We start from the raw sequence: 22,086 nt of genomic DNA on the forward strand, positions 1-22,086 counted from the left end.
CCTATTTCAGCTCGATCCAGAGCTGCTCGGTCTGCGCCAGCAGGTCGCCATCGGCGGTGAAGAGTGCGCTCGCCGCGCCGTGCTTGCGGCCGTCATCGTAAAGGTGCCAGGCCGCCACGATCAGCGGCGCGCCTGCTTCCGGGCGCCGGGCCACCTGTCCCTTGATCCGCCCAAGGACCATCGGGCGTTCCCGGAAGCCCACCGCAAATGCGCCGGGGCAATCAAGCGCGGCCCACAACACTTCCTCGCGCACGAGGCCTGCATCGTCCGCATAGTCTCCGCCCGGCGTCCACACATCTGTCACGCCGTCAAATCCATGCGGCTTGCCGGTAAAGATGCAGAGCCCGTCCTGTGTCCGCGCTGGTCCGCACACGAAGCATCCGGGGAATGCGTGATCCTCCACCGGCGGGAAATGCGCCCGCCCCTGCGCGGCCACCTCCAGGGACGGCGCCGCCGGCACCGGCCCCAGCGGACCGGCCGCCCGCGCCGTCACCACCACCGCCTCGCCATGCCGGCACTCACAGCCCTCGCCGGCCACCACCAACTCCAGCGCGGTCTCCAGCGGCGGCGGCGCGCGCAGCGACACTTCCACCGCCCCGCTCACGCCCGCCTGCCGCATATGCGCTGCGATCAGCCCGGCCACATAGCCGCCATTGCCGGTGCCTGGAGGCCCGTTGAAACGGGCCGGAATATAGATCTGCGCCATCAGTAGGATTTCGGCAGGCCCAGCACGCGCTCGGAGATGAAGTTCAGGATCATCTCGCGGCTCACCGGCGCAATCCGCGCCAGCATCGCCTCGCGCATCATCCGCTCGACGTGATATTCCTTGGCGTATCCCATGCCGCCATGGGTCAGCACGGCGGTCTCGCACGCGGTGAAGCCAGCCTCCGTACCCAGATATTTCGCCGCGTTCGCTTCGGCGCCGCAGTCCTGCCCGGCATCATAAAGCGCTGCTGCCTTGTAGGCCAGCAGCTCGGCCGCCGAAAGCTCCGCCCACGACTTGGCGAGGGGATGGGCAATGCCCTGGTTCTGGCCAATCGGCCGGCCGAACACGACCCGCTCATTGGCATAGCGCGTCGCCCGTTCCAGCGCCGCAAAGCCAAGCCCGATAGACTCCACCGCAAACAGCACGCGCTCGGGGTTCAGCCCCTGCAACAGGTATTTGAACCCGTCGCCTTCATTGCCGATCAGATGTTCCTTGGGCACTTCCAGCCCGTCGATGAACAGCGTGTTGCACTCCACCGCCTTGCGGCCCATCTTGGGGATCACATTGGCTTCGATCTTGCCCCGGTCGAGATCGGTATAGAACAGCGACAGCCCCATATAAGGCTTGGCGCACTGATCCTTCGGCGTCGTGCGCGCGATGATCAGGATTTTGTCCGCCCGCTGAGCACCTGTCGTCCAGATCTTCCGCCCATGGATCAGATAGCCGGTGTTCGTGCGCTCCGCCTTGGTCTCGAGGCTGGACGTGTCGAGGCCGGAATTCGGCTCGGTCACGGCAAAGCACATCTTCTCCTCGCCGGAGATGATCTTCGGCAGGCTCTCGCGCTTCAGCTCCGGATTGCCGAATTTCTCCAGAGGCTTCGGCCCAAAAATGTTGAGGTGGATCGCCGAGGCGCCCGAATAGCCCGCCCCGGTGCGCGTCACGGTCTGCATCATCAGCGCCGCTTCGGTCAGTCCCAGGCCCGCGCCGCCATATTCCTCGGGAAACGCAATGCCGAGCCAGCCGCCCTTGGCCATCGCGTCACAGAACGCTTCCGGCCATTCGCCCGTCTCGTCGGTCTTGGCCCAATAGGCGTCGTCAAACGGTTCCAGCGTCTTGGCCACCGCGTCCCGGATGGCGGCCTGATCTTCGGTCATCGGCTGGATCACATGCATGGCGTAAGCTCCCTTTGGCGCCGAGACTTAAGGCGCGCGGGCAGGCACGTCCAGCGTCAGGCCGTCGCGGAACAGGCCCGCCGCGGGGTGAACGCTGCGGCAAGCGCGCCCGCCGCCTGCCCGAGGATCTGATCGGCAATGATCTGCGCGGTCACCGGCGCCAGCAGGATGCCATTGCGGTAATGCCCTGCCGCCACATAGAGGCCGGGCGCTGCCGTCTCCCCGATGAAGGGCGCATGGTCGGGCGTTCCGGGGCGCACCCCCGCCCAGCGCTCGGTCACCGGCGCCCCCGCCAGCGCCGGGCAGAGCTTCACGCCCTCAGCCCGCAGCGCCTCGATCACCTCGGCTTCCGGCGTATCGATCACCCGGCCGGTCTCCATCGTCGCCCCGATCACCACCTGCCCGTCCCGCGGCACCAGATACACATGCCCGGCGCGCAGCACCCTCTGCGGCGCGCCCTCCCCGGCCGCCACAGACAGCATCTGCCCGGCATGGCAGTCGATCGCGTCGAGGGCCGTATCCCAGGTCACCAGGCTGTGGAACCCGCCCTGTTCCTCCACCTTGATGACAGTGGTCTCCCACCCCGCCGCCGCCACCACCACGTCCTGGCCTTCCAGAACCACCCGCCCGCCGCGCGCCTTCAGCGGTGCAGGCCCGCTCACAAAACTCACGCGCGGATTGGCCGCCAATGCCGCCAGCAGCGCGGTCACCGTCCGGCGATTGTCAACGCGGGTATCGGTTTCCAGCTCCAGCCCGCCCAGAACTTCACCGGAAAGCGCCGGCTCCAGCCCGGCCACTTCCCTGGCGCCCAGCGCCCTGTGAGCCACGCCGCGCGCCGTCAGCACCTTGCTGATCGCCGCCAGATGCGCCGCCTCGGCCGCGTCCATCGCCACCGCCAGGGCAGGCGCCGGCTCAAAGCCGGACGGCAGCCCCGAGACCCGCTCGATATCCGCCGAAAAGGCCGGCCACAGCCGCGCGCTCTCAAGGCAGAGATCAAAGAGGCGCGGATGCACGCCGGTTTCGGCCGCCGCTTCGAAGGCCGGGGCAATCATGCCGGCAGCGGCCCAGCTTGCCCCCCGCCCGCAGCGCCGCGTGTCATAAAGGGTAACCCATGTGCCACGGCGGAACGCCAGCTCGAACGCAAGGCTCAGGCCGATGATGCCCGCGCCAATGATCGCAACACGCGGCTGGGAGGAGGAATGGGGCAAACCGGCCTGGAACATGGGCGCCTTGTAGGCGCGCCGTGTCAGTACGAAAAGTGGGCGACCTGAAGCCCGGTCTCGGTCATCCAGAAATTACAGAAGGCTTCGGCCATCTCGCGGCTCTGGAACACCAGCTGTTTCAGGCGCTCGCCCGCCGGGCCAAAACCCGTGCGCACCATCAGGTCCAGCGACGCGGTGTCCCACTGGCCCATCGCATCCTGCTTCTCCACGAAAGCGTCGATCAGCGCCGCCAGGCGCAGATCCTCATCCGAAGACGCGACATCGAAATCGACGATGACATCTGTCATTCCACCACCCGTCTATTCGTTACCAATCTATTAACAGATTGTACCTGAAGCCTGAAGTGTTTTCGCAACTGCAAAAACTCTGCCAATGACCTGTTGGTTCCCTGTAACTTCGGGAAACAGCAGGGATCAGGGCTGCCTGTGCAAGATTTGGGCAAAACGTCGCGACATCACAGAGTTGCGATTCATTCTCAAACATGGTTTGGTCCCGCCAGCTCTTAAGGAACCAGACACATGAAACGTATTCTCGCCGTTGCCGGCCTGGCGCTTGCTCTTGCAGCCTGCGGCAATCCCGATGCGCCGGGCGCGCCGGAAACGCCGCCTCCCGCTGCCGAAGAGGCCGCTGCGCCGGCTGCCGGCGTCAATGGCACGATCAATGTCTATTCCGCGCGCCACTATGATTCTGACAAAGCCATGTATGCCGCGTTCGAGGCGGAGACCGGCATTCGCGTGAATGTCCGCGAATCGGGCGCGCCCGAACTTCTGGAAACGATGCGGGCCGAAGGGGCGCGCTCCCCCGCAGACGTCATCATCGCGTCAGACGCCGGCGCCCTCTACCGCTTCCAGGAAGCCGGCTTCACGCAGGGCGTTTCCTCCGAAAAGATCTCCGCCGTCATTCCCGCCCAGCTGCGCGAAAAGGACGGTCACTGGTTCGGCCTCACCAAGCGCTATCGCATCATCGTCTATGATCCCCAGGTCGTCTCGGCCGATGAGGTCGATACCTATGAAGACCTCGCCGATCCGCGCCTCAAGGGTGAGATCTGCGTGCGCTCCTCCACCAACATCTACAACCTCTCCCTGATGGGCGAATTCATCGGCCGCAACGGGCCGGAAGCGGCAGAGGAATGGGCCAAGGGCGTCGTGGCGAACTTCGCCCGCAAACCGCAAGGCGGCGACACGGCCCAGATCGAAGCCGTCGCTGCCGGCGAATGCGCCGTAGCGCTCGTAAATCATTACTACTGGGTGCGCCTGGCCACCGGCACGCCTGAAGAAAGGATGAAGACGGCCAAGACCCAGCTCTCCTTCCCGGATCAGGACGGCAATGGCACGCATGTGAACGTCGTCGCTGCCGCCGTGGCCGCCAATGCCCCGTCGCCTGATCTGGCCATCCGGTTCATCGAATACCTCGCCACGCCCAAGGGCCAGGAAATGCTGACCACCGAGAACAAGGACTTTCCGATCGTTGCCGGGTCTACCCTTCCGGCCGGCCTCGAACATATCAACGGCTTCAAGGAAAGCGACTTCCCGCTGAGCGAGCTGGGTGCCCATCAGGCGGAGGCGCAGGCGATCTTTGATCGCGCGGGCTGGAACTGACACAGGCCACCGCCATTCCCATCACCAGACAGATGCCGGCGCTCCTCGCCGGCATCGTCATTGCTGTGCCTGTGATCATGGTGCTGCTGGCCGGCCTGTTTGACGGCGGCGGCCCCACTTGGACGCATATCCGCGAGACCCTGCTGCTGCGCTATCTCGGCGGCACGATCAGCGTGCTTGCCCTCACCGGCGCGCTCTGCCTGCTGTTTGCCGTGCCCGCCGCCTGGCTGGTCACCATGTTCCGCTTTCCCGGCCGGGCCGTATTTGAGTGGCTTTTGATCCTGCCGCTGGCCGCGCCCGGCTATGTGCTCGCCTATGCCTGGGCAGACCTGGCCGGGGTGGGGGGGCCGCTCCAGTCTGCCCTGCGCGAGGCCACCGGCTGGTCGGCGCGCGATTACTGGTTTCCAGACATCAACTCCCTTCCCGGCCTCGCCTTCGTGCTCGCCTGCACGCTCTATCCCTACGTTTACCTCACCGCGCGCTCGGCCTTCGTGTCCCAGTCGGTCTGCGCGCTTGAGGCGGCCCGCAGCCTTGGCGCCAGCCCCGGCCGCAGCTTCTGGGCTGTGGCCCTGCCCGCTGCCCGCCCCGCCATCGCCGCAGGCCTCGCCCTCGCCCTGATGGAGGCGGCGGCCGACTATGGCGCCGCCGAGTTCCTGGGCGTCCCCACCCTCACCTTCGGCATCGTGCGCGCCTGGAAAAGCTTTGGCGAGCCTGCCGCCGCCGCCCGCCTCGCCTTTGTGCTGATCGGCGTCATCGCCGTCCTGATCCTCACCGAGCGCTGGGGCCGGGGCCGCGCGGGCAGCCAGCATTCCTCCATCCGCTGGCGGCACGTCTCGCGCACGCAATTGACCGGCCTGCCCGCCCTGGGTGCCAGCCTGTCCTGTTTTGTCCTGTTTCTGACCGCGTTTGGCCTGCCGGTGGGGCGGCTTGTCTGGAGAAGTATCGAGACGGGCACCCGCGCCGCACCCATCTGGGACGCCCTTGTAAACTCTGTGATTCTGGCCGCCGCCGGCGCCGTTTTCGCCTTCATTCTGGCCCTGATGATCGTGCTGGCCGCCCGCGCCAAAGGCCCCGCCGCCCTTTTTGCCCGCGCAAGTGCCGTCTCCGGCTACTCCATCCCCGGCGCGGTCCTCGCCCTCGGGGCCCTTGCTATCATTGGCCTTTTCCCGGTCACCCTCTCCGGCGGCGTAGCCCTTCTGGCCCTCACCTGGGTCTACGCGTCCCGCTTCACCGCCGCCGGCACGGAGCCGATGGCCGCCGCCCTTGCCCGCGCGCCCGCCTCCCTCTCCAACGCCGCCCGCAGCCTCGGCGCGAGCCCCTCCCGCCAGGCCTTCGAGGTAGACCTCCCCATCGCCCTCTCCGGCGCAGCGGTCGCCGCCCTGATCCTCTTCGTTGAGGCCTTGAAAGAACTGCCCGCCACCCTGATGTTGCGGCCCTTCAACTGGGATACCCTGTCTGTGCGCGCCTATGCCTATGCCAGCGATGAACGCCTTGCCGCGGCTGCGCTTCCTGCTTTGCTGATTACAGCCGCAGGCCTTGTGCCGGTGATCCTCCTGTCCTGGCAGCTTTCCCGCTCCCGCCCCGGTGAGGATCAATGAGCGCACCCCTCTCCGCTCATGAGGTGACCCGCCGCTATGGCGACCGCGCGGTTGTTGACCGCGTCAGCCTCAGCCTGCCGCCCGGCCAGATCACCGCGCTGCTCGGCGGTTCCGGCGCGGGCAAGTCGACCCTGCTGCGCCTGCTCTCAGGGCTTGAGGGCGTGGATGAAGGCGAAATCCGCCTCGGCGAGGAGATCCTCTCCGCGCCGGGCCGCACAGTGCCTGCCGAAAAGCGCCGTATCGGCCTGATTTTTCAGGACTTTGCGCTCTTTCCGCATCTCACGGCGGCCCGCAATGTCGCCTTCGGCCTGAAGCATCTGCCCAAGGCTGAAGCCACCGCCCGCGCCCAGGCCTGGCTCGCCCGTCTCGGGCTTGAGCCCCGCGCCAATGCCTATCCGCATGAGCTTTCCGGCGGCGAACAGCAGCGCGTCGCCATCGCCCGCGCCCTGGCGCCCGAACCTGCTGCCATCCTGATGGACGAGCCCTTCTCGGGCCTTGATCCCAGCCTGCGCGACAGCGTGCGCGACGCCGCCCTCGACGCCATCCGCGCCGCCGGCATCCCCGCGCTGCTGGTCACGCATGATCCTGCCGAAGCCCTCGAACATGCCGACCGCATCGCGATCATGAGCCAGGGCAAGCTGCTGCAGGAAGGCACCGCCAGCGAGATCTACACCCGCCCGGTCAGCGCCGCTGTGGCGGGCGCCCTTGGCCCGGTGAACCGCTTTCCCGCCAGTGCGGCGCCAGCCGGCCTCCTCAACGGGCAGGATGCGGGCGCGCTGATCCTGGTGCGGCCGGAAGGCGTCTGCATCGACCCGGCCTCGCCCGTTCGGGCCACTATCCTCGCTGCCCGCATGACCGGGCCGCTGACGCGTCTGACGCTGGACTTGCAGGGCCTGAAACTGACCGCGCTTGTCCCGCCAATGTCCGGAATTGTCCAGGGAACGGACATCGGTGTCCGGCTCGATCCGGCCCTGACGTTCACTTTCGCGTCAGGCAAAGTCTGACAAATCAGTTAGACCGCAAGGGGCACCTCGCCATACGCGCGGCAAAGTCCTAGTCTAGCATGGTCATCTCAATGACCACAGGAGCCGCTTCGTGGCACACAAAGTCATCCGGATCGTAACTGCCGTCGCCGCAACGGCGCTCATGGCCTTCAGCGCATCGGCCCAGAGCCTGATCCGCGATGCCGAGATCGAGGAAACCATCCGCGAATGGACAGACCCGATCCTGGAAGTCTCTGGCCTCGTTCCGGGCGATGTGGGCATCTACATCATCAATGACGCCTCCCTGAACGCCTTCGTCGCCAACGGCCAGCGCATTCACATCCATACCGGCCTGATGATCGCGGCGGAATCACCCGGCCAGATCAAGGGCGTCATTGCCCACGAGACCTGCCACATCGCCTGCGGCCATACCGTCTCGCGCGGGCGCGCCGCCAGCGTCGCCATGCGTCCGGCACTCCTGTCCATCGGCCTTGGCCTGCTGGCGATTGCCGCCGGTGAAGGCGGCGCCGGCGCGGCCCTGATCGGCAGCTCGCAGCAATTCGCCGCCATCAACTTCTTCACCCACACGCGCCCCGAAGAAGCCTCCGCTGACGCCCACGCCGTCAAATACCTTGCCGCGCTGGGGCAATCGCCGGCCGGCATCGTCGAGTTCTTCGAGAATTTCCGCTATCAGGAAGTGATGTCGGAAGCGCGCCGCTACCCCTATTTCCGCGCCCACCCGCTGGCGTCCGACCGTATCCGCACCACCCGCGCCCTGGCCGAGGCCACCGGCCTCATGAACGTTCCGCCCACGGACCGCGAGCTGAAACAGTATCAGATGCTCCGGGCAAAGCTGGTCGGCTTCCTCGATTCCCCGGTGAAGGTGCGGCGTGACTATCCGGCCAGCGATACCAGCCAGCCAGCCCGCTATGCCAGGGCGATCTCGGCCTATCGCGCCGCCGACATCCAGTCCGCGCTGCGGGACATCAACTCCCTCCTCGAGGAGGAGCCTGACAACCCCTACTTCCACGAACTCAAGGGCCAGATCCTGTTCGAGAGCGGACGGGTTGCCGACTCGGTTGAGCCGCACAAACGCTCCCTGGAACTGTTGCCCGGCCAGCCGCTCCTGCTGATCAACTATGCCCGCTCCCTCAACGCCCGGAATGATGAGGGCGATGTGCAACTGGCTGAAGCGGCGCTGCGCGACGCGCTGATCGCAGAGCCGGACAATGCCTTTGCCTGGGCGCAGCTGGCGATCACGATGGAGAAGCAGGGCCGCCGCCCCGAGGCGCAGCTGGCCACCGCCGAATCCGCCTATTGGGTGGGCGACATCGTGCGGGCCAACAGCTTTGCCCACCGCGCGGTCGACCAGTTGGAGCGCGGCACCCCGAATTACCGCCGGGCCGACGATATTCTGCTCATCACTGATCCGAACAATCCGGAGAACCGCGAGTTCTATCAGCGCCAGAACCGGGGCCAGCGCCTGTCCATCGAGACCAGCAGCCGCGAGATGCCGTTTGGCGATTTCTCCCGCCAGCGCCCCTGAAGCCGCCACTGATAAACCCTCTGTGAGGATGGGTGGACGCGCCCATCGGCATGCCTATAGTCCGGCCAGCTAAATCAGGGATTCCCGATATGAACCGTACGCTTCGTCATTCTCCGCTCATCGCTCTCGGCTTTGTGGGCCTGGCGCTCCTGCCGGCCTGCGCGCAGGGCGGCGGCACGACTGACAAGGCGGAAGTGGAAAAGATCGTGGAAGAGTACATCCTCGCCAATCCCGAAATCATCGAGAAGGCGCTGATCGCCCTGACCGAAAAGGACCGCCAGGCCCAGGCCAGCGCGGCCAAGGCAGCCATCTCCGATAACGCCGGCGCCCTTTACAACAACAGCACCGACTATTTCGTCGGCGACGCAGATGCGCCTGTCACCGTGGTTGAGTTCTTCGACTACCGGTGCGGTTACTGCAAACGCTCAGCCGAATGGACCGCCAACCTGCCGAAGACTTATGATGGCAATGTCCGCGTGGTGTTCAAGGAATACCCGATCTTCGGCGGCATCAGCGAAACTGCTGCCCTGGCCGCGCTGGCCTCCGGCCGGCAGGGAAAATACATCGACATGCACCTCGCCCTGATGGCGCTCAAATCGAATGACGATCTGACGGAAAAGAAGATCGATGAACTGGCCATGCAGCTCGGGATCGATGTTCAGCGCATGCGGTCGGACATGAAATCGGACGGCGTGAAGAAACAGCTCGCCGACATGCAGGCGCTCGGCCGTAAGCTGAATGTCGGCGGCACGCCGGGATACTTCGTCGGCGATCAGGCCATCGAAGGCGCAAACCTTCCCAAAATTGATGAAGCCATCCGCGCCGAAATTGCGGGCTGATCAGACCTTCATGTTCCGGTCTGCCAGCAGCGCGTCGAAATAGGCGATGGTCTTTGACAGGCCATCGCGCAATTCGACCGAAGGCTCCCATTTCAGAATGTCGCGGGCCTTGGTGATATCGGGCTGGCGCTGTTTCGGGTCGTCCTGCGGCAGAGGGCGGAAAACGAGTTTCGACTTCGAGCCCGTCAGGTCGATCACATTTTCCGCCAGCTGACGGATCGTGAATTCGCCCGGATTGCCGATATTGATCGGCCCCGTCACGCTGTCGGGCGTCTCCATCAGGCTGATGAGGCCGCGCACAAGATCATCCACATAGCAGAAGCTGCGCGTCTGCGACCCATCGCCATAGAGGGTGATCTCTTCCCCCTTCAGCGCCTGGACGATGAAGTTGGAGACAACCCGTCCGTCATTGGGATGCATCCGCGGGCCATAGGTGTTGAAGATGCGGGCCACCTTGATCCGCAGCGCGTGCTGGCGGTAATAATCGAAGAACAGCGTCTCGGCGCAGCGCTTGCCCTCATCATAACAGGAGCGCGGGCCGATCGGGTTCACATTGCCCCAGTATTCTTCCGGCTGCGGATGAATGACCGGGTCGCCATACACTTCCGACGTTGAGGCCTGAAGGATCTTGGCCTTCACCCGCTTGGCGAGGCCCAGCATGTTGATCGCGCCATGAACGCTGGTCTTGGTGGTCTGCACCGGATCAAACTGGTAATGCACCGGGCTTGCCGGGCAGGCCATGTTGTAGATCTCGTCCACCTCGACATAGAGCGGGAAACACACGTCATGGCGCATCAGCTCGAAACGCGGATGGCCGATCAGGTGGGAGACGTTCATCCGGGTGCCGGTGAAGAAGTTGTCCACGCAGAGCACGGTGGCGCCCGCCTCCAGAAGCCGCTCGCAGAGGAATGAGCCGATAAAGCCGGCCCCGCCCGTAATCAGAACGCGCTTCTCAAGATGCATGGTCTTCAAATCCCGAACTCGAACAAAAATGCTGCTGAGCAGGGTCTACCGGATATCGCCCCTCACAGGAAAGGGCCCTATTCCTCTCCCGGCACATTGCCGCGCAGGGATTTCACCTCGCTGCGGCGCTTCTTGGCGGCAATCCGGCGGCGCACGCTGCCGGCGGTCGGCTTGGTGGCCACCCGGCGCTTGGGCGGGATGGAGGCTTTCAGGATCATCTCGGCAAGGCGCTGGCGCGCGGCCGTGCGATTGAGCACCTGGCTGCGATGCTCGCTGGCTTCGAGGATCAGGCGGCCATCGGCGGTGATGCGGCTGGCATACAGCTTTTCAAACCGCGCCTTCAGGGCCGCCGGCAGTGAAGACGCCTGCACATGCCAGGTCAGCTGCACCGCGCTCGACACCTTGTTCACATTCTGCCCGCCCGGCCCTGAGGCGCGCACGAAGGATTCGCTGAGTTCCCAGGCCGGGACCGTGATGGCCTCAGAAACCCGCAGATCGCCGAATTCCGCCATGACATGATTCCTGAAGCAAATGTTCAGCGGGAGTTCAGGCAATCGCCCGCACAAATCAACCTGCAATGCTGGATGTCCCAGCTTCCCTGATCGCCCGGCAAAGGGTCTGGCGGCCGGAAACCGTAAGATGGAGCAGCGCCATGCGCCTGAGCAAATCCTTTACGCGCCTCATTGCGGCAACCACCGCAGCCAGCCTTCTGGTTGCCCCTCTGGCCTATGCCGACCGCGACCATCGCGGCAAGGGCAAGCGCGGATATGAGCGTGGTTATGACCGGGGCTATGATCGCGGTTACGACCGTGGGCGCAAGCATGACCACAAGTACCATTACAGCCACAGCTACAGGCCGCACTACCATTACAGCCCGCCGGTGCGCTATGTGCCGCCGCCGCGCTCTTCGGTGACGGTGACCTATGGCTACACCTACGGTCCCCACTACTATCGCGGCTATGCTCCGCGCTACAATGTGGGCGGCTATTACGGCTATGCCCCGCGCACGGTCTATATCACCGAGTATAACCGGTATGGCCTCTACGCTCCGCCGAGTGGCTATCACTGGGTGCGAGACAATGACCGGGGCGACGCCATTCTCGCCTCTGTCGCCACCGGCGCCATCATCGGCCTCGTGGTGGGCGCGCTCGCCACCAACTGACCCCTTCGCCTCGTACCCCTGAAATGAGGCTCAGGCACCCGGACCGGGACAAACCCCGGCTCCGGGTGTCTTTTTTGTTGCCGCAGAGGCGCCAATCCGTGACAGATCGCGGACACTTCCGGACAAATCGGGACACGCAGATGACAAAACCCGTCGAGGCCGGTTGCGGCGCGGCCATACTGGACGCCGGGGGCCGGCTGCTGCTGATCCAGCGCCTGCGCCAGCCCGAAGCCGGCGCCTGGGGACTGCCCGGCGGCAAGATCGACTTTGGCGAACGCGCCGAGGACACCGCCCGCCGGGAGATCCTTGAGGAGCTGGGCGTCGAGATCGAGATCACCGGGCTTGCCTGCATCGCCGAGACGATTGACGCGGGCGATGGCCGCCATTGGGTGGCGCCGGTCTATTCCGCCCGGATCGTGTCTGGAGCGCCGGAAGTCATGGAGCCAGAGAAGCATGGCGGCTGGGGCTGGTTTGCCCTGGACGCCCTCCCCGCCCCGCTGACCAGCCCGGTCCGGGACTGGCTGAAGGCAACCGGCCGCACCGGGGCCTGATACCTAGCGCGGTAGCCGCTCTGCCAGGCGGGCGATGGCGGCGTCGAGCACCTCATCCTTCTTGCAGAAGCAGAAGCGGATCATGTTCTGCGGCGGGTTTTCCCCGGCATAGAAGGCGCTGCAGGGCACGGTGGCAACGCCGATCTCAACGGTCAGCCAGCGGGCATAGTCCACATCCGTGGCAAAGGACGGGCCGCTACCGTCTGTCAGTGCCGTGAGGAAGTAGGTGCCCTGCGCGGGCAGCACGGTGAAACCCACCCCGGCCAGGCCCGCCGCCAGCCGGTCGCGCTTTGCCTGCAGCGAGGCGGCGAGACCCGCATAGTACGCATCCGGCTTTGCCAGGGCGTAGGCCACGGCCGCCTGCAGGGCGGGCGGGGTGGTGAAGGTGAGGAACTGGTGGACCTTGGCGACGGTGGCGATCAGGTCTCGCGGGCCGCTCACATAGCCGACCTTCCAGCCGGTCAGGGAGAAGGTCTTGCCCGCCGAGCCGATGCGCAGCGTGCGCGCGCGCATCTCCGGCAACGCGGCGATGGGGTGATGGGCAGCGCCGTCAAACACAAGATGTTCGTACACCTCATCGCAGAGGACATAGGCGTCGTGCGCGAGGGCGAGGCGCGCGATGGCGGCCAGTTCCTCGCCGGCGAACAGCTTGCCGGTGGGGTTCATGGGCGTGTTCAGCAGCACGAGCTTTGTCGCGGGGCTGAAGGCGGCGGCGAGGGCGTCCTGCGGGACGCTCCAGCCCGGCGCCTCCAGCCGCACGATGCGCGGGACGGCGCCGCACTGGCGGACGATCGGCAGGTAGCTGTCATAGAGAGGTTCGAACAGGACAACCTCATCGCCCGGCGCCAGCAGCGCCATCAGGCAGGCGGCGAGGGCCTCGGTGGCGCCGGAGGTGACGAGGATCTCATCGCGCGCATCATAGGCAAGGCCATAGAAGCGCAGGTCATGATCGGCCACCGCCTGGCGCAGCGCCGGAAGGCCCGTCATCGGCGGATACTGGTTTGGCCCTTCGATCAGCGACCGCGCCGCGATCTCCCTTATGTCGGCCGGGCCATCCTCATCCGGGAAGCCTTGCCCCAGATTGATGGCGCCATGCTCTGCGGCGAGGGCAGACATGGTGGTGAAGATCGTGGTGCCAAGGCTGGCGAAGTCTGGATTGAGCGGTTTCATGACGCTCCGGTCTACAGCAAGGCGCCGCCAGTGGGCAATCGAGGGGGCGAGCCCGCCTGCTCGCCCGGCTTCATCTGTCTACGGAATTAACACTCCCTATGGGGTGTCTTTTCGGTTTGGGCGCCCCCTGCTTCCCCTGCGCCAATCTTGCCTGCCTTACCCGGGGCAGCGAAGGAAATGATGTGCCAATCTGGCGAGCCCTTGCTGGCTGAATTGAAAGCAAGATTTTAGACCCCCAAAAATGACACCGGTGCCAAAACTTGACAACGGAGGACATCCAAAGCTCAGCGCCCTTAACCGCCAGAAATGCTGCACTGCAGCCAAATTGGCATGGGCACGGATGTTGCAAAAGCTTCTCACGAAGCGCTAATGGGCCCCTATGGTGGCAGGGCCGGGGCGCCCTAAGAGTTCGCTAAAATTCGAGGACAGCGTAATGAGCGATACCGTAGCAATCCTGGCCGAGCTGGGCGTGCAGACAAAATCCATCCGGAAAAACTGGAATGAGGCACGCCTGTACGAAACAGCCGTCGCTGCCGGTGAGGCCCGCGTGGCCAAGGGCGGCGCCCTGGTGGTGGAAACCGGCCAGCACACCGGCCGCTCTGCCAAGGACAAGTTCACCGTGCGCGATGCCCTGACCGAAAATACGGTCTGGTGGGACAACAACGCCTCGATGACGCCGGAGCATTTCGAAGCTCTGTGGGCGGACTTCAAGGCCCACCTTGCCAAGCAGGACATGTATTCGCAGGATCTCTTCGGCGGCGCTGACCTCGACTACCGCCTGCCCGTGACGGTGGTGACCGAGTTTGCCTGGCACTCCCTCTTCATCCGCCACCTGCTGCGCCTTCCGACAACGGATGAGCTGGCAAACTTCAAGACCGAATTCACCATCATCAACTGCCCGAGCTTCCGCGCCGATCCGGCCAAGCATGGCACGCGCTCTGAAACCGTGATCGCCGTCAACTTCGCCAAGCGACTCGTGCTGATCGGTGGCACGTCCTATGCCGGCGAGACGAAGAAGTCGGTCTTCACCATCCTAAACTATCTGCTGCCCAATCAGGGCGTGATGCCGATGCACTGTTCGGTCAACACCTCTGACAAGGATGACGCGGCGATCTTCTTCGGCCTGTCGGGCACCGGCAAGACGACGCTTTCGGCAGACGCTTCGCGCACGCTGATTGGCGATGATGAGCATGGCTGGTCGGAAAACGGCCTCTTCAACTTTGAAGGCGGCTGCTATGCCAAGATGATCAAGCTGTCGGCCGAGGCCGAGCCGGAAATCTACGCCACCACGCGTCAGTGGGGCACCGTGCTCGAGAATGTCGTGATGGACCCCACCACGCGCGAACTCGACCTCGACTCTGCGGCGCTGGCTGAAAACTCGCGCGGCGCCTATCCGATCGAAGCGATCCCGAACGCCTCGCTGACCGGCCGCTGCGGCCAGCCGAAAAACCTCATCATGCTGACGGCAGACGCCTATGGCATCATGCCGCCGATTGCCAAGCTGACCCCGGCGCAGGCGATGTATCACTTCCTCTCCGGCTATACCGCGCGCGTGGCCGGCACCGAGAAGGGCGTGACCGAGCCTTCGGCCACCTTCTCCACCTGCTTTGGCGGCCCGTTCATGCCGCGCCATCCGTCGGAATATGGCAACCTGCTGCGCGAGCTGATCGCCCGCTATAACGTTGACTGCTGGCTGGTCTCCACCGGCTGGACCGGCGGCCCGTATGGCCAGGGCAACCGGATGCCGATCAAGGCAACGCGCGCCCTGCTGAATGCCGCGCTCGATGGCTCGCTCAACACGGTGGAGTTCCGCAAGGACGAGACCTTCGGCTTCCTCGTGCCGGTCTCCGTGCCGGGCGTCGACGCCAAGATCCTCGACCCGCGCAGCACCTGGGCTGACCCGGCCGCTTACGACAAGCAGGCCGCAAAACTGGCCGAAGAGTTCGTGGCCAACTTCAAGAAGTTCGAAGCCTATGTGGACGACGCCGTGAAGGCCGCCGCCCCCAAGCCGAAGGTCACCGCGTAAGCGATCCTGCCCCGGCAACAGTCAAAGCCCGCTGGTGATCGCCAGCGGGCTTTTTGCTGCGACCAATGAACGTTGACGTAAAGGGAAGGCTTCCGTTCGGGCAATTCCCTCACTAGGGTGCGCCGCACAAAGACGTGAGCATCGAACAAGGAGGAAGCCATGCGTGAAGCCGTAATCGTTTCAACAGCCCGTACTGCCCTGACCAAAGCTGGTCGCGGCGCCCTGAATGACACCCACGGGATCACCATGGCCGGCCATGTGATCAAGGGCGCGCTGGAGCGTGCCGGCGTGGAAGCGGCCGCTGTGGAAGACGTGTTCCTTGGCTGCGCCGCCCCGGAAGGCGCCACCGGCCATAACGTGGCCCGCAACGCCGCGCTCGCCGCCGGCTGCCCGTCGACCACGTCGGGCGCCACCATCAACCGCTTCTGCTCCTCCGGCCTGCAGGCCATCGCCAACGCAGCGCACACCGTGATCAACGAAGGCGCAGCCGTCACCGTTGGCGGCGGCGTGGAAAGCATCAGCCTCGTCCAGGGCTCGGGCCAGTCCAACCGCTACAAATACTTCGAGCCGGAACTGGCCAAGACCTGGCCGGCCATCTGGATGACGATGATCGAAACCGCCGAGATCGTGGCCGAGCGCTATGGCGTCAGCCGCGAATATCAGGACCAGTATTCGGTCGAGAGCCAGCGCCGCACGGCCGAGTTCCAGCAGAAGGGTTACATGGCGCAGGAAATCGTGCCGCTGAAAACCCGCATGAAGCTGGTCAACAAGGAAACCAAGGAAGAAACCTTCGAGGACGTGATCGCCGACCGGGACGACTGCAACCGTCCGGGCACGACCTATGAGATGGTTGCCGGCCTGAAGCCGGTCTTCTCCGGCGGCCTGGTGGTCAAGGAAGGCAAATACGTCACCGCCGGTAACGCCTCGCAGCTGTCGGATGGCGCCGCCGCCGTGGTTGTCATGGAAGCCAAGGAAGCCGCCCGCCGCGGCCTGAAGCCGCTCGGCCGGTTTGCCGGTTTCAACGTGGCCGGTTGCGATCCCGACGAGATGGGCATCGGCCCGGTCTTCGCCGTGCCGCGCCTGCTGGAGCGCCATGGCCTGAAGGTTGACGACATCGACCTCTGGGAACTGAACGAGGCCTTCGCCTCGCAGTGCCTCTACTCGCGCGACCGCCTCGGCATCGACCCGGCGAAATACAACGTCAATGGCGGCGCCATCTCGATCGGCCACCCCTTCGGCATGACCGGCGCGCGCTGCACCGGCTCGATCCTGCTGGAAGGCCAGCGCCGCAAGGCCAAATGGGGCGTTGTCACCATGTGCATCGGCGGTGGCATGGGCGCAGCCGGCCTGTTCGAAATCTACAGCTGAGCCTGAGATTTCAGCGATGAAGTGCGAAGGGCGGCCCGCAAGGCCGCCCTTTTGCTTATGGGACCGTTGAGGATAGCTGCCTTCATCCGGCCACCGGTTGATGGCACGCTCCGGCGATCAACCGGAGTCATGCCGATGAAAGCTTCCCTGTTTGCGCTCGCGGCGGCCGTGATGCTCAGCGCCTGCGGCCCGGCGCCTCAGGCAGGGCCGGCCAGCGCGCCGGAAGCGGCGGCCCCTGAGGCAGACGGCCCCAGGGCGCAGGGCTTCATCACCCAGAATGCCACCCCGCCGGAAGGCGCGGCCGATACAAAGGGCGACGGGGTATTCCGCGACGCCGATGGCCGGCCTTTCCAGTATGCCCTGCTCGGCCAGAAACTGCCGGACTTTACCGCGCCGACGTCTGATGGCGGCACGTTCAGCTCGGCTGACATCAACCGCTGGACGGTGATCGATGTGTGGGGCGCCTGGTGCAGCGACTGTGTGGCCGATGGACCCTATGTCGACGCCCTCGCCCGCGCCATCGCGCAGGACCCCGGCCTTGATTTCGTGTCGATCCATGTGCCGGCCAATGCCAACCGCGCCACGCCGGAAGAGCTTTACGGCAAGTATGGCTCGCTGGAGGCGTATTTTGCGTCGGCGGGGTATTCGGTGCCGTCCGTGGTGCTGGATAATGATGCGAGCCTGCGGCAGCGGCTGCAGATCAGCTGGACGCCGAGCTATCTGATCGTGTCGCCCGACGGCGTCGTGCGCGGCTTCCGCACCGACCTGCGGGTGATCGAGGACCAGCCGGTGAAGACCTTCATTCAGGATATTGCCGAAGTGAGAAAAGAGGTGCGGGCGCTTCTCGCCGCTGCCCCTTCTGACATAGAATGAGGGGATGACCCGCCCCACCCTGCTTGCCCTTTGCCTGATCCTTGCCGCCTGCGCAGTGCCCGATGGCACGCCGGACACTGGAGCGGCGGGCTATACGATCAGCGCGGACGGGGCGGGCGGCCTGAGGGCGCAGACGCCGTTCACCGTGCCCGCCATGGAGCGCGCCTTTCCGGGGCTGGAGGTAATCACCGTTGCGGAAGGCGATATGCCCGCCTTTCACATCCGCGAACCGGGCAGCACCGCGCCGCTCTATATCGTGACGCCGGACTGGACGCGGGGCTATGCCGGCGCGGTGGCAACGCGCTCGGCCAGCGTCACCGGACCAGACGGTATCCGCGCGGGCGTGACCCGCTATAGCGAGCTGGCGGAAAGCTGGCGCAGCGACTGCCGAGCTGAGCCTGATCTGCGAGACGGACCGATAACCTGCGAGCGGCCTGGCATCAGGCTCAGCTTCCCGGCGAGTCGCGACGACCCGGTTCTGGCGGAGATAGTCTTTCTGCCCCCGCTGCCCTGATATTGCTCGCCTGTGACGCGAAAGATGGTTGATGAAAATGTAATGGCACCCGCCCCGCCCTCTGGCGTGGATGCAAGGTTTGAATCTTCTGCGCTGACCGGCTAGTCCTATGCGCGGTGATGAACAAAAACGGATGAGAAGGCGGGAAAAAAGAATGCTGCATCCTTCGACCAAGAAGCTGATCGACAAGCTGGGCGAGATGACGCGCAAGCAGCGCGTCTCCTGGATCGAGGGAGAGAACGGCACGATCGTCCATGATACCGAAGGCTACCGCGTCGTGCTGACGCCCGAGCCCCATGGCGTGATCCTGACCGATGCCGTGGGCCGCGAGATCGAGACCTGCAGCCCGGAGGAAATCGCCGACGAGAAGGATGCCGCCGGACGCCCCTATGCGCTGTTCATCGGGGAGCTGTTCCGCGAGGCCCACCGCCATGCGCGCGGGGCCGAGAAGGCGATCCGCACGCTGCTGGCAGGGCTGGAAGCGGCCGAATCCGAGCCCGAAACGGCAGCTGCCGCTGCGCCGGAGCCGGCGCCGGAACCCGAAACGATGACCGACGAGACGATCTCTCTGGACGGGGAAACGGCGATCACGGCCGCTGTGGCGACGCTGGCCGACCAGATCAACAACACCGCGCCGATGGCCGGGCCGGAAGTGGTGGTGACGGCGCCGCCGGAAGCTGAGCCCCTGCCCGAGCCGGAGCCTCTGCCGGAGCCCGATCTGGTGGCCGCTGCGCCAGAACCGGAGCCTGAGCCGGAAGCTGAGCCGGCCCCGTTGCTGCACGCGCTGCCGGCGGCCTATGCGGAGACTGAGGAAGCGTCGGGAGAGACTCCTGAAGAGACCATGGAAGAGGCCGCTGCGCTGGCCACGCCGGAAGCGGAGCCGGAGGTGGAACCTGTTGCCGCCGCTGCAGTGCCGGAGCCTGCCCCTGCGCCAGAGCCTGCGCCCAGCCCCGGCCCGATGCAGCAGCGTTTCTCGCTGTCGGGCATTCCCTATGGCGTCGGCTTTGCGGGCACGCAGGCCGTGCCAGTGGCCGAAGAAAAGCCTGCCGAAACAAAGCCTTCAGAGCCGCGCACGCTGATCATCGACGGCACGGAAGACCTGCCGGAAATCATGCCGCCGCTGGAGGATGAGCCGCTGCCGCCACGCCGGGGCGAGGACGAGGACAATGGCGCCCCGCCGGCCATTCCGCGCCGGTTTAATCCCTGGAATTAAAAGAGATTTCCGCGCGCGGGCCGACATGGGCCTGCCCGCGTTTCTTCGCCAGCTCGATCTGTTTCTGCCGCTCGGCAAAGCGGGCGCGCTGCGCGTCCGTCATCTTTTCAATACAGTGCGGGCAGGACACGCCCTCAACATAGGCGGGGTCTTCGCGCTGCGCTTCGGACACAGGATGGCCACAGGCATGGCACAGAACGTGACTGCCAGGGGACAAATCCGGACAAACCGAGACACGTTCGTCAAACACGAAACACTCCCCGCGCCAGAGGCTGCCTTCGGGGGGCACTTCTTCAAGATATTTCAGAATGCCGCCTTCCAGATGGAACACGTCGTCGATGCCCTCGGCCTTGACGAAGCTGGTCGCCTTTTCGCAGCGGATGCCGCCGGTGCAGAACATGGCGATCTTGGGCTTGCGGCCCTCGGCCTCCAGCTTTGCCCGGAACTGGCGGAACCAGGCGGGGAATTCGCGGAAGGTTTCCGTCTGCGGGTCGATGGCGCCTTCAAAGGTGCCGATGGCGACTTCGTAGTCATTCCGCGTGTCGATCAGCACGGTGCCCGGATCCGAGATCAGGGCGTTCCAGTCCTGCGGCTTCACATAGGTGCCAACGAGGCTGTTCGGGTCCGTGCCGGGCACGCCGAGGGTGACGATCTCGCGCTTCAGGCGCACTTTCAGGCGCAGGAAGGGCATTGCGTCTGCCTGCGAGAACTTCGCCTCCAGCGTCTCGGCGCCCGGCAGCGCACGCAGGGTGGCGAGGGCCTCGGCGATGGCTTCGGGGGTGCCGGCGATGGTGCCGTTGATCCCTTCCTCGGCCAGCAGGAGCGAGCCCTTGATGCCGAGGCCGCAGAGCTTCGCGGCGAGGGCCTGGCGGCGCTCGGCATAGTCCGGGAAGCGGAAGAATTTGTAGAGGGCAGCAATCTGGATCGTCATGGACCGCCTTATGACAGAAGGCAGGCCGGGGGAAAACGGGGGAATCCCTTATGCCTTCAAAGCCCCTTCTCCCTTGAGGGAGAAGGGGTTGGGGATGAGGGGGCTTGTCCCTCAAACCCAATAACTTTCGTCACCCTCGACCGGCGCCAGCCGGTCTGAGGGCCCATCTCCTGAGATTTCCACAAGCCAAACCGCGCCGTTTGCCTGTCAGGCCCGCGCAGGAGATGGGCCCTCAGATGCGCTTTCGCGCATCGAGGGTGACGAGACTGAGAGGCCCCGCATTGCCGCGCAGGATGACACCGCGCGCGGCGCCCCCTATCCTGCCCCCATGAAACAGCTTCTGATCATCTGGCATTCCCGCACGGGGGCGGCCGAAGCGATGGCGCGGGCGGCGTTTGAGGGCGCCCAGAAAATGGCAGAGGGGGACGAGGCGTGCGGGGCGCGGCTCGTGCGGGCGCGGGAGGCGCAGGCCGAAGATCTGCTCTCCGCCGATGGCTATCTCTTCGCCGCGCCGGAAAACCTGGCGAGCCTTTCGGGCGAGATGAAGGAGTTCTTCGACCTCTGCTATTATCCCGTCCTCGGACGGATCGAGGGGCGCCCCTACGCCCTGATGATCGCGGCCGGCAGCGACGGAGACGGCGCCGCCCGCCAGGCCGCCCGCATCTGCAAAGGCTGGCGCCTGCGCGACGTGCAACCACCGCTGATCGTCAACACCCGCGCTCAGACGGCGGAGGAAATCCTGGCGCCGAAGGTGCTGGGCGTGGCGGAGTTGGAGAAGTGCCGGGAGCTTGGCGCGGGGATGGCGGCGGGGATTGGGAGTGGGATTTGGTGAGGGTCTAGCGCCGGACATATCTCAATGTCATCCCGGAAATCGCGTGAGCGATTATCCGGGACCCAGTTCTTTACCCCGCGCAAGTCTGGGTCCCGGTCTTCGCCTCCGGCGAAACCGGGATGACGCCCCTATAGGTAGCGCAGGCAGTTCGCTGCGCGCCCGCGTCGACGATCCGCCTCGGCTATTGGCCTTAATACACCCAATGCGTTACAGCCCACCTAAGACTACTGTGAGATAAAAAATGAATCGGCCGCTTATTTATTTCGATCAGAACCTGCTTTGTGATCCGATTGAGGCTATCATCAATTCGGACAAATATGAGATCTGGAGAGACACAGTAAGTATTGCGTACTCTGATGAAACCATATTGGAGATTATCCGATCCGTAGGACTTGAGGATCGTATCCTTGGAAATCTCGAAAAATTCCATACGGTTCGAGTTTGCCGTGAGTTGATCAATTTTAAACAGACTGATCGATTTCTATGGGGGCCACAAAATCCTAGGCAGCGGTTTGAAGAGCTGCGAAGTGATCCATTCTTCATGTCACCGGGTTTAAATGGCCTCGCGAGCCTACATAAGTCGTTCGGAGGTCAACAAGACAAGAGCTATCAAAACATATTGGACGATCAGATGATCGCCCTATCGCACGCCTTGAGCAGCGCACTGAATGACACTGGCCTAACTCAAAGTGAGATCGATGCACTTGTCAGCTTGTTGCCAAACTCGGCCGGAGTTCTTGACGAAGACGTTTTGGAGCAAGCGATGGGATCGGGCGCAAGCTCTTCGCCAGCCTTGCAGTTCCAAAAAGCACTTGGAC

22 protein-coding genes are annotated in these 22,086 nt (G+C 64.8%); 14 read left to right on the forward strand and 8 right to left on the reverse strand.

The features are described from left to right. Window position 1: 1 nt before the first annotated feature. The 4 genes from C0456_RS15020 to C0456_RS15035 are packed head-to-tail and all read right to left on the reverse strand — an operon-like array spanning window position 2 to window position 3,388. Window positions 2–706, reverse strand: a complete 705-nt coding sequence (locus C0456_RS15020; RefSeq protein WP_291053762.1) for a hypothetical protein — start codon at window positions 704–706, stop codon at window positions 2–4. Next, window positions 706–1,878: an acyl-CoA dehydrogenase family protein gene (locus C0456_RS15025; protein WP_291053764.1), complete on the reverse strand. Its 1,173-nt coding sequence runs from the start codon at window positions 1,876–1,878 to the stop codon at window positions 706–708. The genes C0456_RS15020 and C0456_RS15025 overlap by 1 nt, the downstream gene beginning before the upstream one ends. 56 nt (window positions 1,879–1,934) lie before the next feature. Continuing rightward, the gene (locus C0456_RS15030; RefSeq protein WP_291053766.1) at window positions 1,935–3,101 is read right to left on the reverse strand and encodes an FAD-dependent oxidoreductase; all 1,167 of its coding nucleotides are present in this window, start codon (window positions 3,099–3,101) and stop codon (window positions 1,935–1,937) included. A 23-nt stretch (window positions 3,102–3,124) separates the two neighbouring features. Continuing rightward, complete coding sequence (locus C0456_RS15035; RefSeq protein WP_291053768.1) at window positions 3,125–3,388, reverse strand: hypothetical protein; 264 nt, start codon at window positions 3,386–3,388, stop codon at window positions 3,125–3,127. Window positions 3,389–3,619: 231 nt separating this feature from the next. Here C0456_RS15035 and C0456_RS15040 point away from each other — a divergent pair, with 231 nt between their 5' ends. From C0456_RS15040 to C0456_RS15060, 5 genes are all read left to right on the forward strand, one after another. Continuing rightward, entirely contained in the window at window positions 3,620–4,699 is a 1,080-nt protein-coding gene (locus C0456_RS15040) for an extracellular solute-binding protein (protein WP_291053770.1), read from the forward strand. A gap of 32 nt (window positions 4,700–4,731) precedes the next feature. Beyond that, window positions 4,732–6,297, forward strand: a complete 1,566-nt coding sequence (locus C0456_RS15045; protein ID WP_291053772.1) for an iron ABC transporter permease — start codon at window positions 4,732–4,734, stop codon at window positions 6,295–6,297. Then, a complete protein-coding gene (locus C0456_RS15050; protein ID WP_291053774.1) occupies window positions 6,294–7,301 on the forward strand; it encodes an ABC transporter ATP-binding protein in 1,008 nt (335 codons plus the stop codon). The genes C0456_RS15045 and C0456_RS15050 overlap by 4 nt, the downstream gene beginning before the upstream one ends. Window positions 7,302–7,392: 91 nt before the next feature. After that, window positions 7,393–8,826, forward strand: a complete 1,434-nt coding sequence (locus C0456_RS15055) for a M48 family metalloprotease (protein ID WP_291053776.1) — start codon at window positions 7,393–7,395, stop codon at window positions 8,824–8,826. Window positions 8,827–8,915: 89 nt separating this feature from the next. After that, entirely contained in the window at window positions 8,916–9,665 is a 750-nt protein-coding gene (locus C0456_RS15060; protein ID WP_291053778.1) for a DsbA family protein, read from the forward strand. Here the strand turns inward: C0456_RS15060 and C0456_RS15065 are convergent, their stop codons facing one another. Beyond that, complete coding sequence (locus C0456_RS15065; RefSeq protein WP_291053779.1) at window positions 9,666–10,628, reverse strand: SDR family oxidoreductase; 963 nt, start codon at window positions 10,626–10,628, stop codon at window positions 9,666–9,668. 77 nt (window positions 10,629–10,705) lie between these two features. Beyond that, window positions 10,706–11,140, reverse strand: a complete 435-nt coding sequence (gene arfB, locus C0456_RS15070; RefSeq protein WP_291053781.1) for an alternative ribosome rescue aminoacyl-tRNA hydrolase ArfB — start codon at window positions 11,138–11,140, stop codon at window positions 10,706–10,708. A 140-nt stretch (window positions 11,141–11,280) separates the two neighbouring features. Here arfB and C0456_RS15075 point away from each other — a divergent pair, with 140 nt between their 5' ends. Then, on the forward strand, window positions 11,281–11,790 hold the full coding sequence (locus C0456_RS15075) for an RcnB family protein (protein ID WP_291053783.1): 510 nt from the start codon (window positions 11,281–11,283) through the stop codon (window positions 11,788–11,790). Window positions 11,791–11,930: 140 nt separating this feature from the next. After that, window positions 11,931–12,341 carry an NUDIX domain-containing protein gene (locus C0456_RS15080; RefSeq protein WP_291053785.1) on the forward strand — a complete coding sequence of 137 codons (411 nt, stop codon included), beginning with the start codon at window positions 11,931–11,933 and terminating at the stop codon, window positions 12,339–12,341. Window positions 12,342–12,344: 3 nt separating this feature from the next. Here C0456_RS15080 and C0456_RS15085 read toward each other — a convergent pair whose 3' ends face one another. Continuing rightward, window positions 12,345–13,511, reverse strand: a complete 1,167-nt coding sequence (locus tag C0456_RS15085; protein WP_291053787.1) for an aminotransferase — start codon at window positions 13,509–13,511, stop codon at window positions 12,345–12,347. A gap of 433 nt (window positions 13,512–13,944) precedes the next feature. Between C0456_RS15085 and C0456_RS15090 the strand changes: the two genes are divergently transcribed. From C0456_RS15090 to C0456_RS15110, 5 genes are all read left to right on the forward strand, one after another. Next, window positions 13,945–15,537 carry a phosphoenolpyruvate carboxykinase gene (locus C0456_RS15090; protein ID WP_291053789.1) on the forward strand — a complete coding sequence of 531 codons (1,593 nt, stop codon included), beginning with the start codon at window positions 13,945–13,947 and terminating at the stop codon, window positions 15,535–15,537. A gap of 159 nt (window positions 15,538–15,696) precedes the next feature. Further along, entirely contained in the window at window positions 15,697–16,905 is a 1,209-nt protein-coding gene (locus C0456_RS15095) for an acetyl-CoA C-acyltransferase (RefSeq protein WP_291053791.1), read from the forward strand. A gap of 135 nt (window positions 16,906–17,040) precedes the next feature. After that, window positions 17,041–17,778, forward strand: a complete 738-nt coding sequence (locus C0456_RS15100) for a TlpA disulfide reductase family protein (RefSeq protein WP_291053793.1) — start codon at window positions 17,041–17,043, stop codon at window positions 17,776–17,778. 4 nt (window positions 17,779–17,782) lie between these two features. After that, window positions 17,783–18,292 carry a hypothetical protein gene (locus tag C0456_RS15105; RefSeq protein WP_291053795.1) on the forward strand — a complete coding sequence of 170 codons (510 nt, stop codon included), beginning with the start codon at window positions 17,783–17,785 and terminating at the stop codon, window positions 18,290–18,292. Window positions 18,293–18,446: 154 nt separating this feature from the next. Then, window positions 18,447–19,505 (forward strand): hypothetical protein, encoded by a 1,059-nt coding sequence (locus C0456_RS15110; RefSeq protein WP_291053797.1) that lies wholly within the window; start codon window positions 18,447–18,449, stop codon window positions 19,503–19,505. On the opposite strand, the gene C0456_RS15115 is transcribed toward C0456_RS15110, so the two are convergent. Continuing rightward, a complete protein-coding gene (locus C0456_RS15115; RefSeq protein ID WP_291053799.1) occupies window positions 19,489–20,436 on the reverse strand; it encodes a rhodanese-related sulfurtransferase in 948 nt (315 codons plus the stop codon). The genes C0456_RS15110 and C0456_RS15115 overlap by 17 nt on opposite strands. Window positions 20,437–20,764: 328 nt before the next feature. Between C0456_RS15115 and C0456_RS15120 the strand changes: the two genes are divergently transcribed. Both C0456_RS15120 and C0456_RS15125 read left to right on the forward strand, forming a co-directional pair. After that, window positions 20,765–21,268 carry a flavodoxin family protein gene (locus C0456_RS15120; RefSeq protein ID WP_291053801.1) on the forward strand — a complete coding sequence of 168 codons (504 nt, stop codon included), beginning with the start codon at window positions 20,765–20,767 and terminating at the stop codon, window positions 21,266–21,268. A 241-nt stretch (window positions 21,269–21,509) separates the two neighbouring features. Further along, window positions 21,510–22,086, forward strand: a 577-nt coding sequence (locus C0456_RS15125) for a hypothetical protein (protein ID WP_291053803.1), incomplete at its 3' end; no start/stop codon positions are given.

Origin of the sequence: Hyphomonas sp., assembly GCF_013823385.1 — a bacterium.
In the GTDB taxonomy this organism is placed as follows: Bacteria; Pseudomonadota; Alphaproteobacteria; order Caulobacterales; family Hyphomonadaceae; genus Hyphomonas.

What these genes read in the sequence shown, in the direction of transcription:
- C0456_RS15020 (WP_291053762.1), bottom strand. Translation starts at nt 706, where the DNA reads ATGGCGCAGATCTATATTCCGGCCCGTTTCAACGGGCCTCCAGGCACC.
- C0456_RS15025 (WP_291053764.1), bottom strand. Translation starts at nt 1,878, where the DNA reads ATGCATGTGATCCAGCCGATGACCGAAGATCAGGCCGCCATCCGGGAC.
- C0456_RS15030 (WP_291053766.1), bottom strand. Translation starts at nt 3,101, where the DNA reads ATGTTCCAGGCCGGTTTGCCCCATTCCTCCTCCCAGCCGCGTGTTGCG.
- C0456_RS15035 (WP_291053768.1), bottom strand. Translation starts at nt 3,388, where the DNA reads ATGACAGATGTCATCGTCGATTTCGATGTCGCGTCTTCGGATGAGGAT.
- C0456_RS15040 (WP_291053770.1), top strand. Translation starts at nt 3,620, where the DNA reads ATGAAACGTATTCTCGCCGTTGCCGGCCTGGCGCTTGCTCTTGCAGCC.
- C0456_RS15045 (WP_291053772.1), top strand. Translation starts at nt 4,732, where the DNA reads ATGCCGGCGCTCCTCGCCGGCATCGTCATTGCTGTGCCTGTGATCATG.
- C0456_RS15050 (WP_291053774.1), top strand. Translation starts at nt 6,294, where the DNA reads ATGAGCGCACCCCTCTCCGCTCATGAGGTGACCCGCCGCTATGGCGAC.
- C0456_RS15060 (WP_291053778.1), top strand. Translation starts at nt 8,916, where the DNA reads ATGAACCGTACGCTTCGTCATTCTCCGCTCATCGCTCTCGGCTTTGTG.
- C0456_RS15065 (WP_291053779.1), bottom strand. Translation starts at nt 10,628, where the DNA reads ATGCATCTTGAGAAGCGCGTTCTGATTACGGGCGGGGCCGGCTTTATC.
- arfB (WP_291053781.1), bottom strand. Translation starts at nt 11,140, where the DNA reads ATGGCGGAATTCGGCGATCTGCGGGTTTCTGAGGCCATCACGGTCCCG.
- C0456_RS15075 (WP_291053783.1), top strand. Translation starts at nt 11,281, where the DNA reads ATGCGCCTGAGCAAATCCTTTACGCGCCTCATTGCGGCAACCACCGCA.
- C0456_RS15080 (WP_291053785.1), top strand. Translation starts at nt 11,931, where the DNA reads ATGACAAAACCCGTCGAGGCCGGTTGCGGCGCGGCCATACTGGACGCC.
- C0456_RS15085 (WP_291053787.1), bottom strand. Translation starts at nt 13,511, where the DNA reads ATGAAACCGCTCAATCCAGACTTCGCCAGCCTTGGCACCACGATCTTC.
- C0456_RS15090 (WP_291053789.1), top strand. Translation starts at nt 13,945, where the DNA reads ATGAGCGATACCGTAGCAATCCTGGCCGAGCTGGGCGTGCAGACAAAA.
- C0456_RS15095 (WP_291053791.1), top strand. Translation starts at nt 15,697, where the DNA reads ATGCGTGAAGCCGTAATCGTTTCAACAGCCCGTACTGCCCTGACCAAA.
- C0456_RS15100 (WP_291053793.1), top strand. Translation starts at nt 17,041, where the DNA reads ATGAAAGCTTCCCTGTTTGCGCTCGCGGCGGCCGTGATGCTCAGCGCC.
- C0456_RS15105 (WP_291053795.1), top strand. Translation starts at nt 17,783, where the DNA reads ATGACCCGCCCCACCCTGCTTGCCCTTTGCCTGATCCTTGCCGCCTGC.
- C0456_RS15110 (WP_291053797.1), top strand. Translation starts at nt 18,447, where the DNA reads ATGCTGCATCCTTCGACCAAGAAGCTGATCGACAAGCTGGGCGAGATG.
- C0456_RS15115 (WP_291053799.1), bottom strand. Translation starts at nt 20,436, where the DNA reads ATGACGATCCAGATTGCTGCCCTCTACAAATTCTTCCGCTTCCCGGAC.
- C0456_RS15120 (WP_291053801.1), top strand. Translation starts at nt 20,765, where the DNA reads ATGAAACAGCTTCTGATCATCTGGCATTCCCGCACGGGGGCGGCCGAA.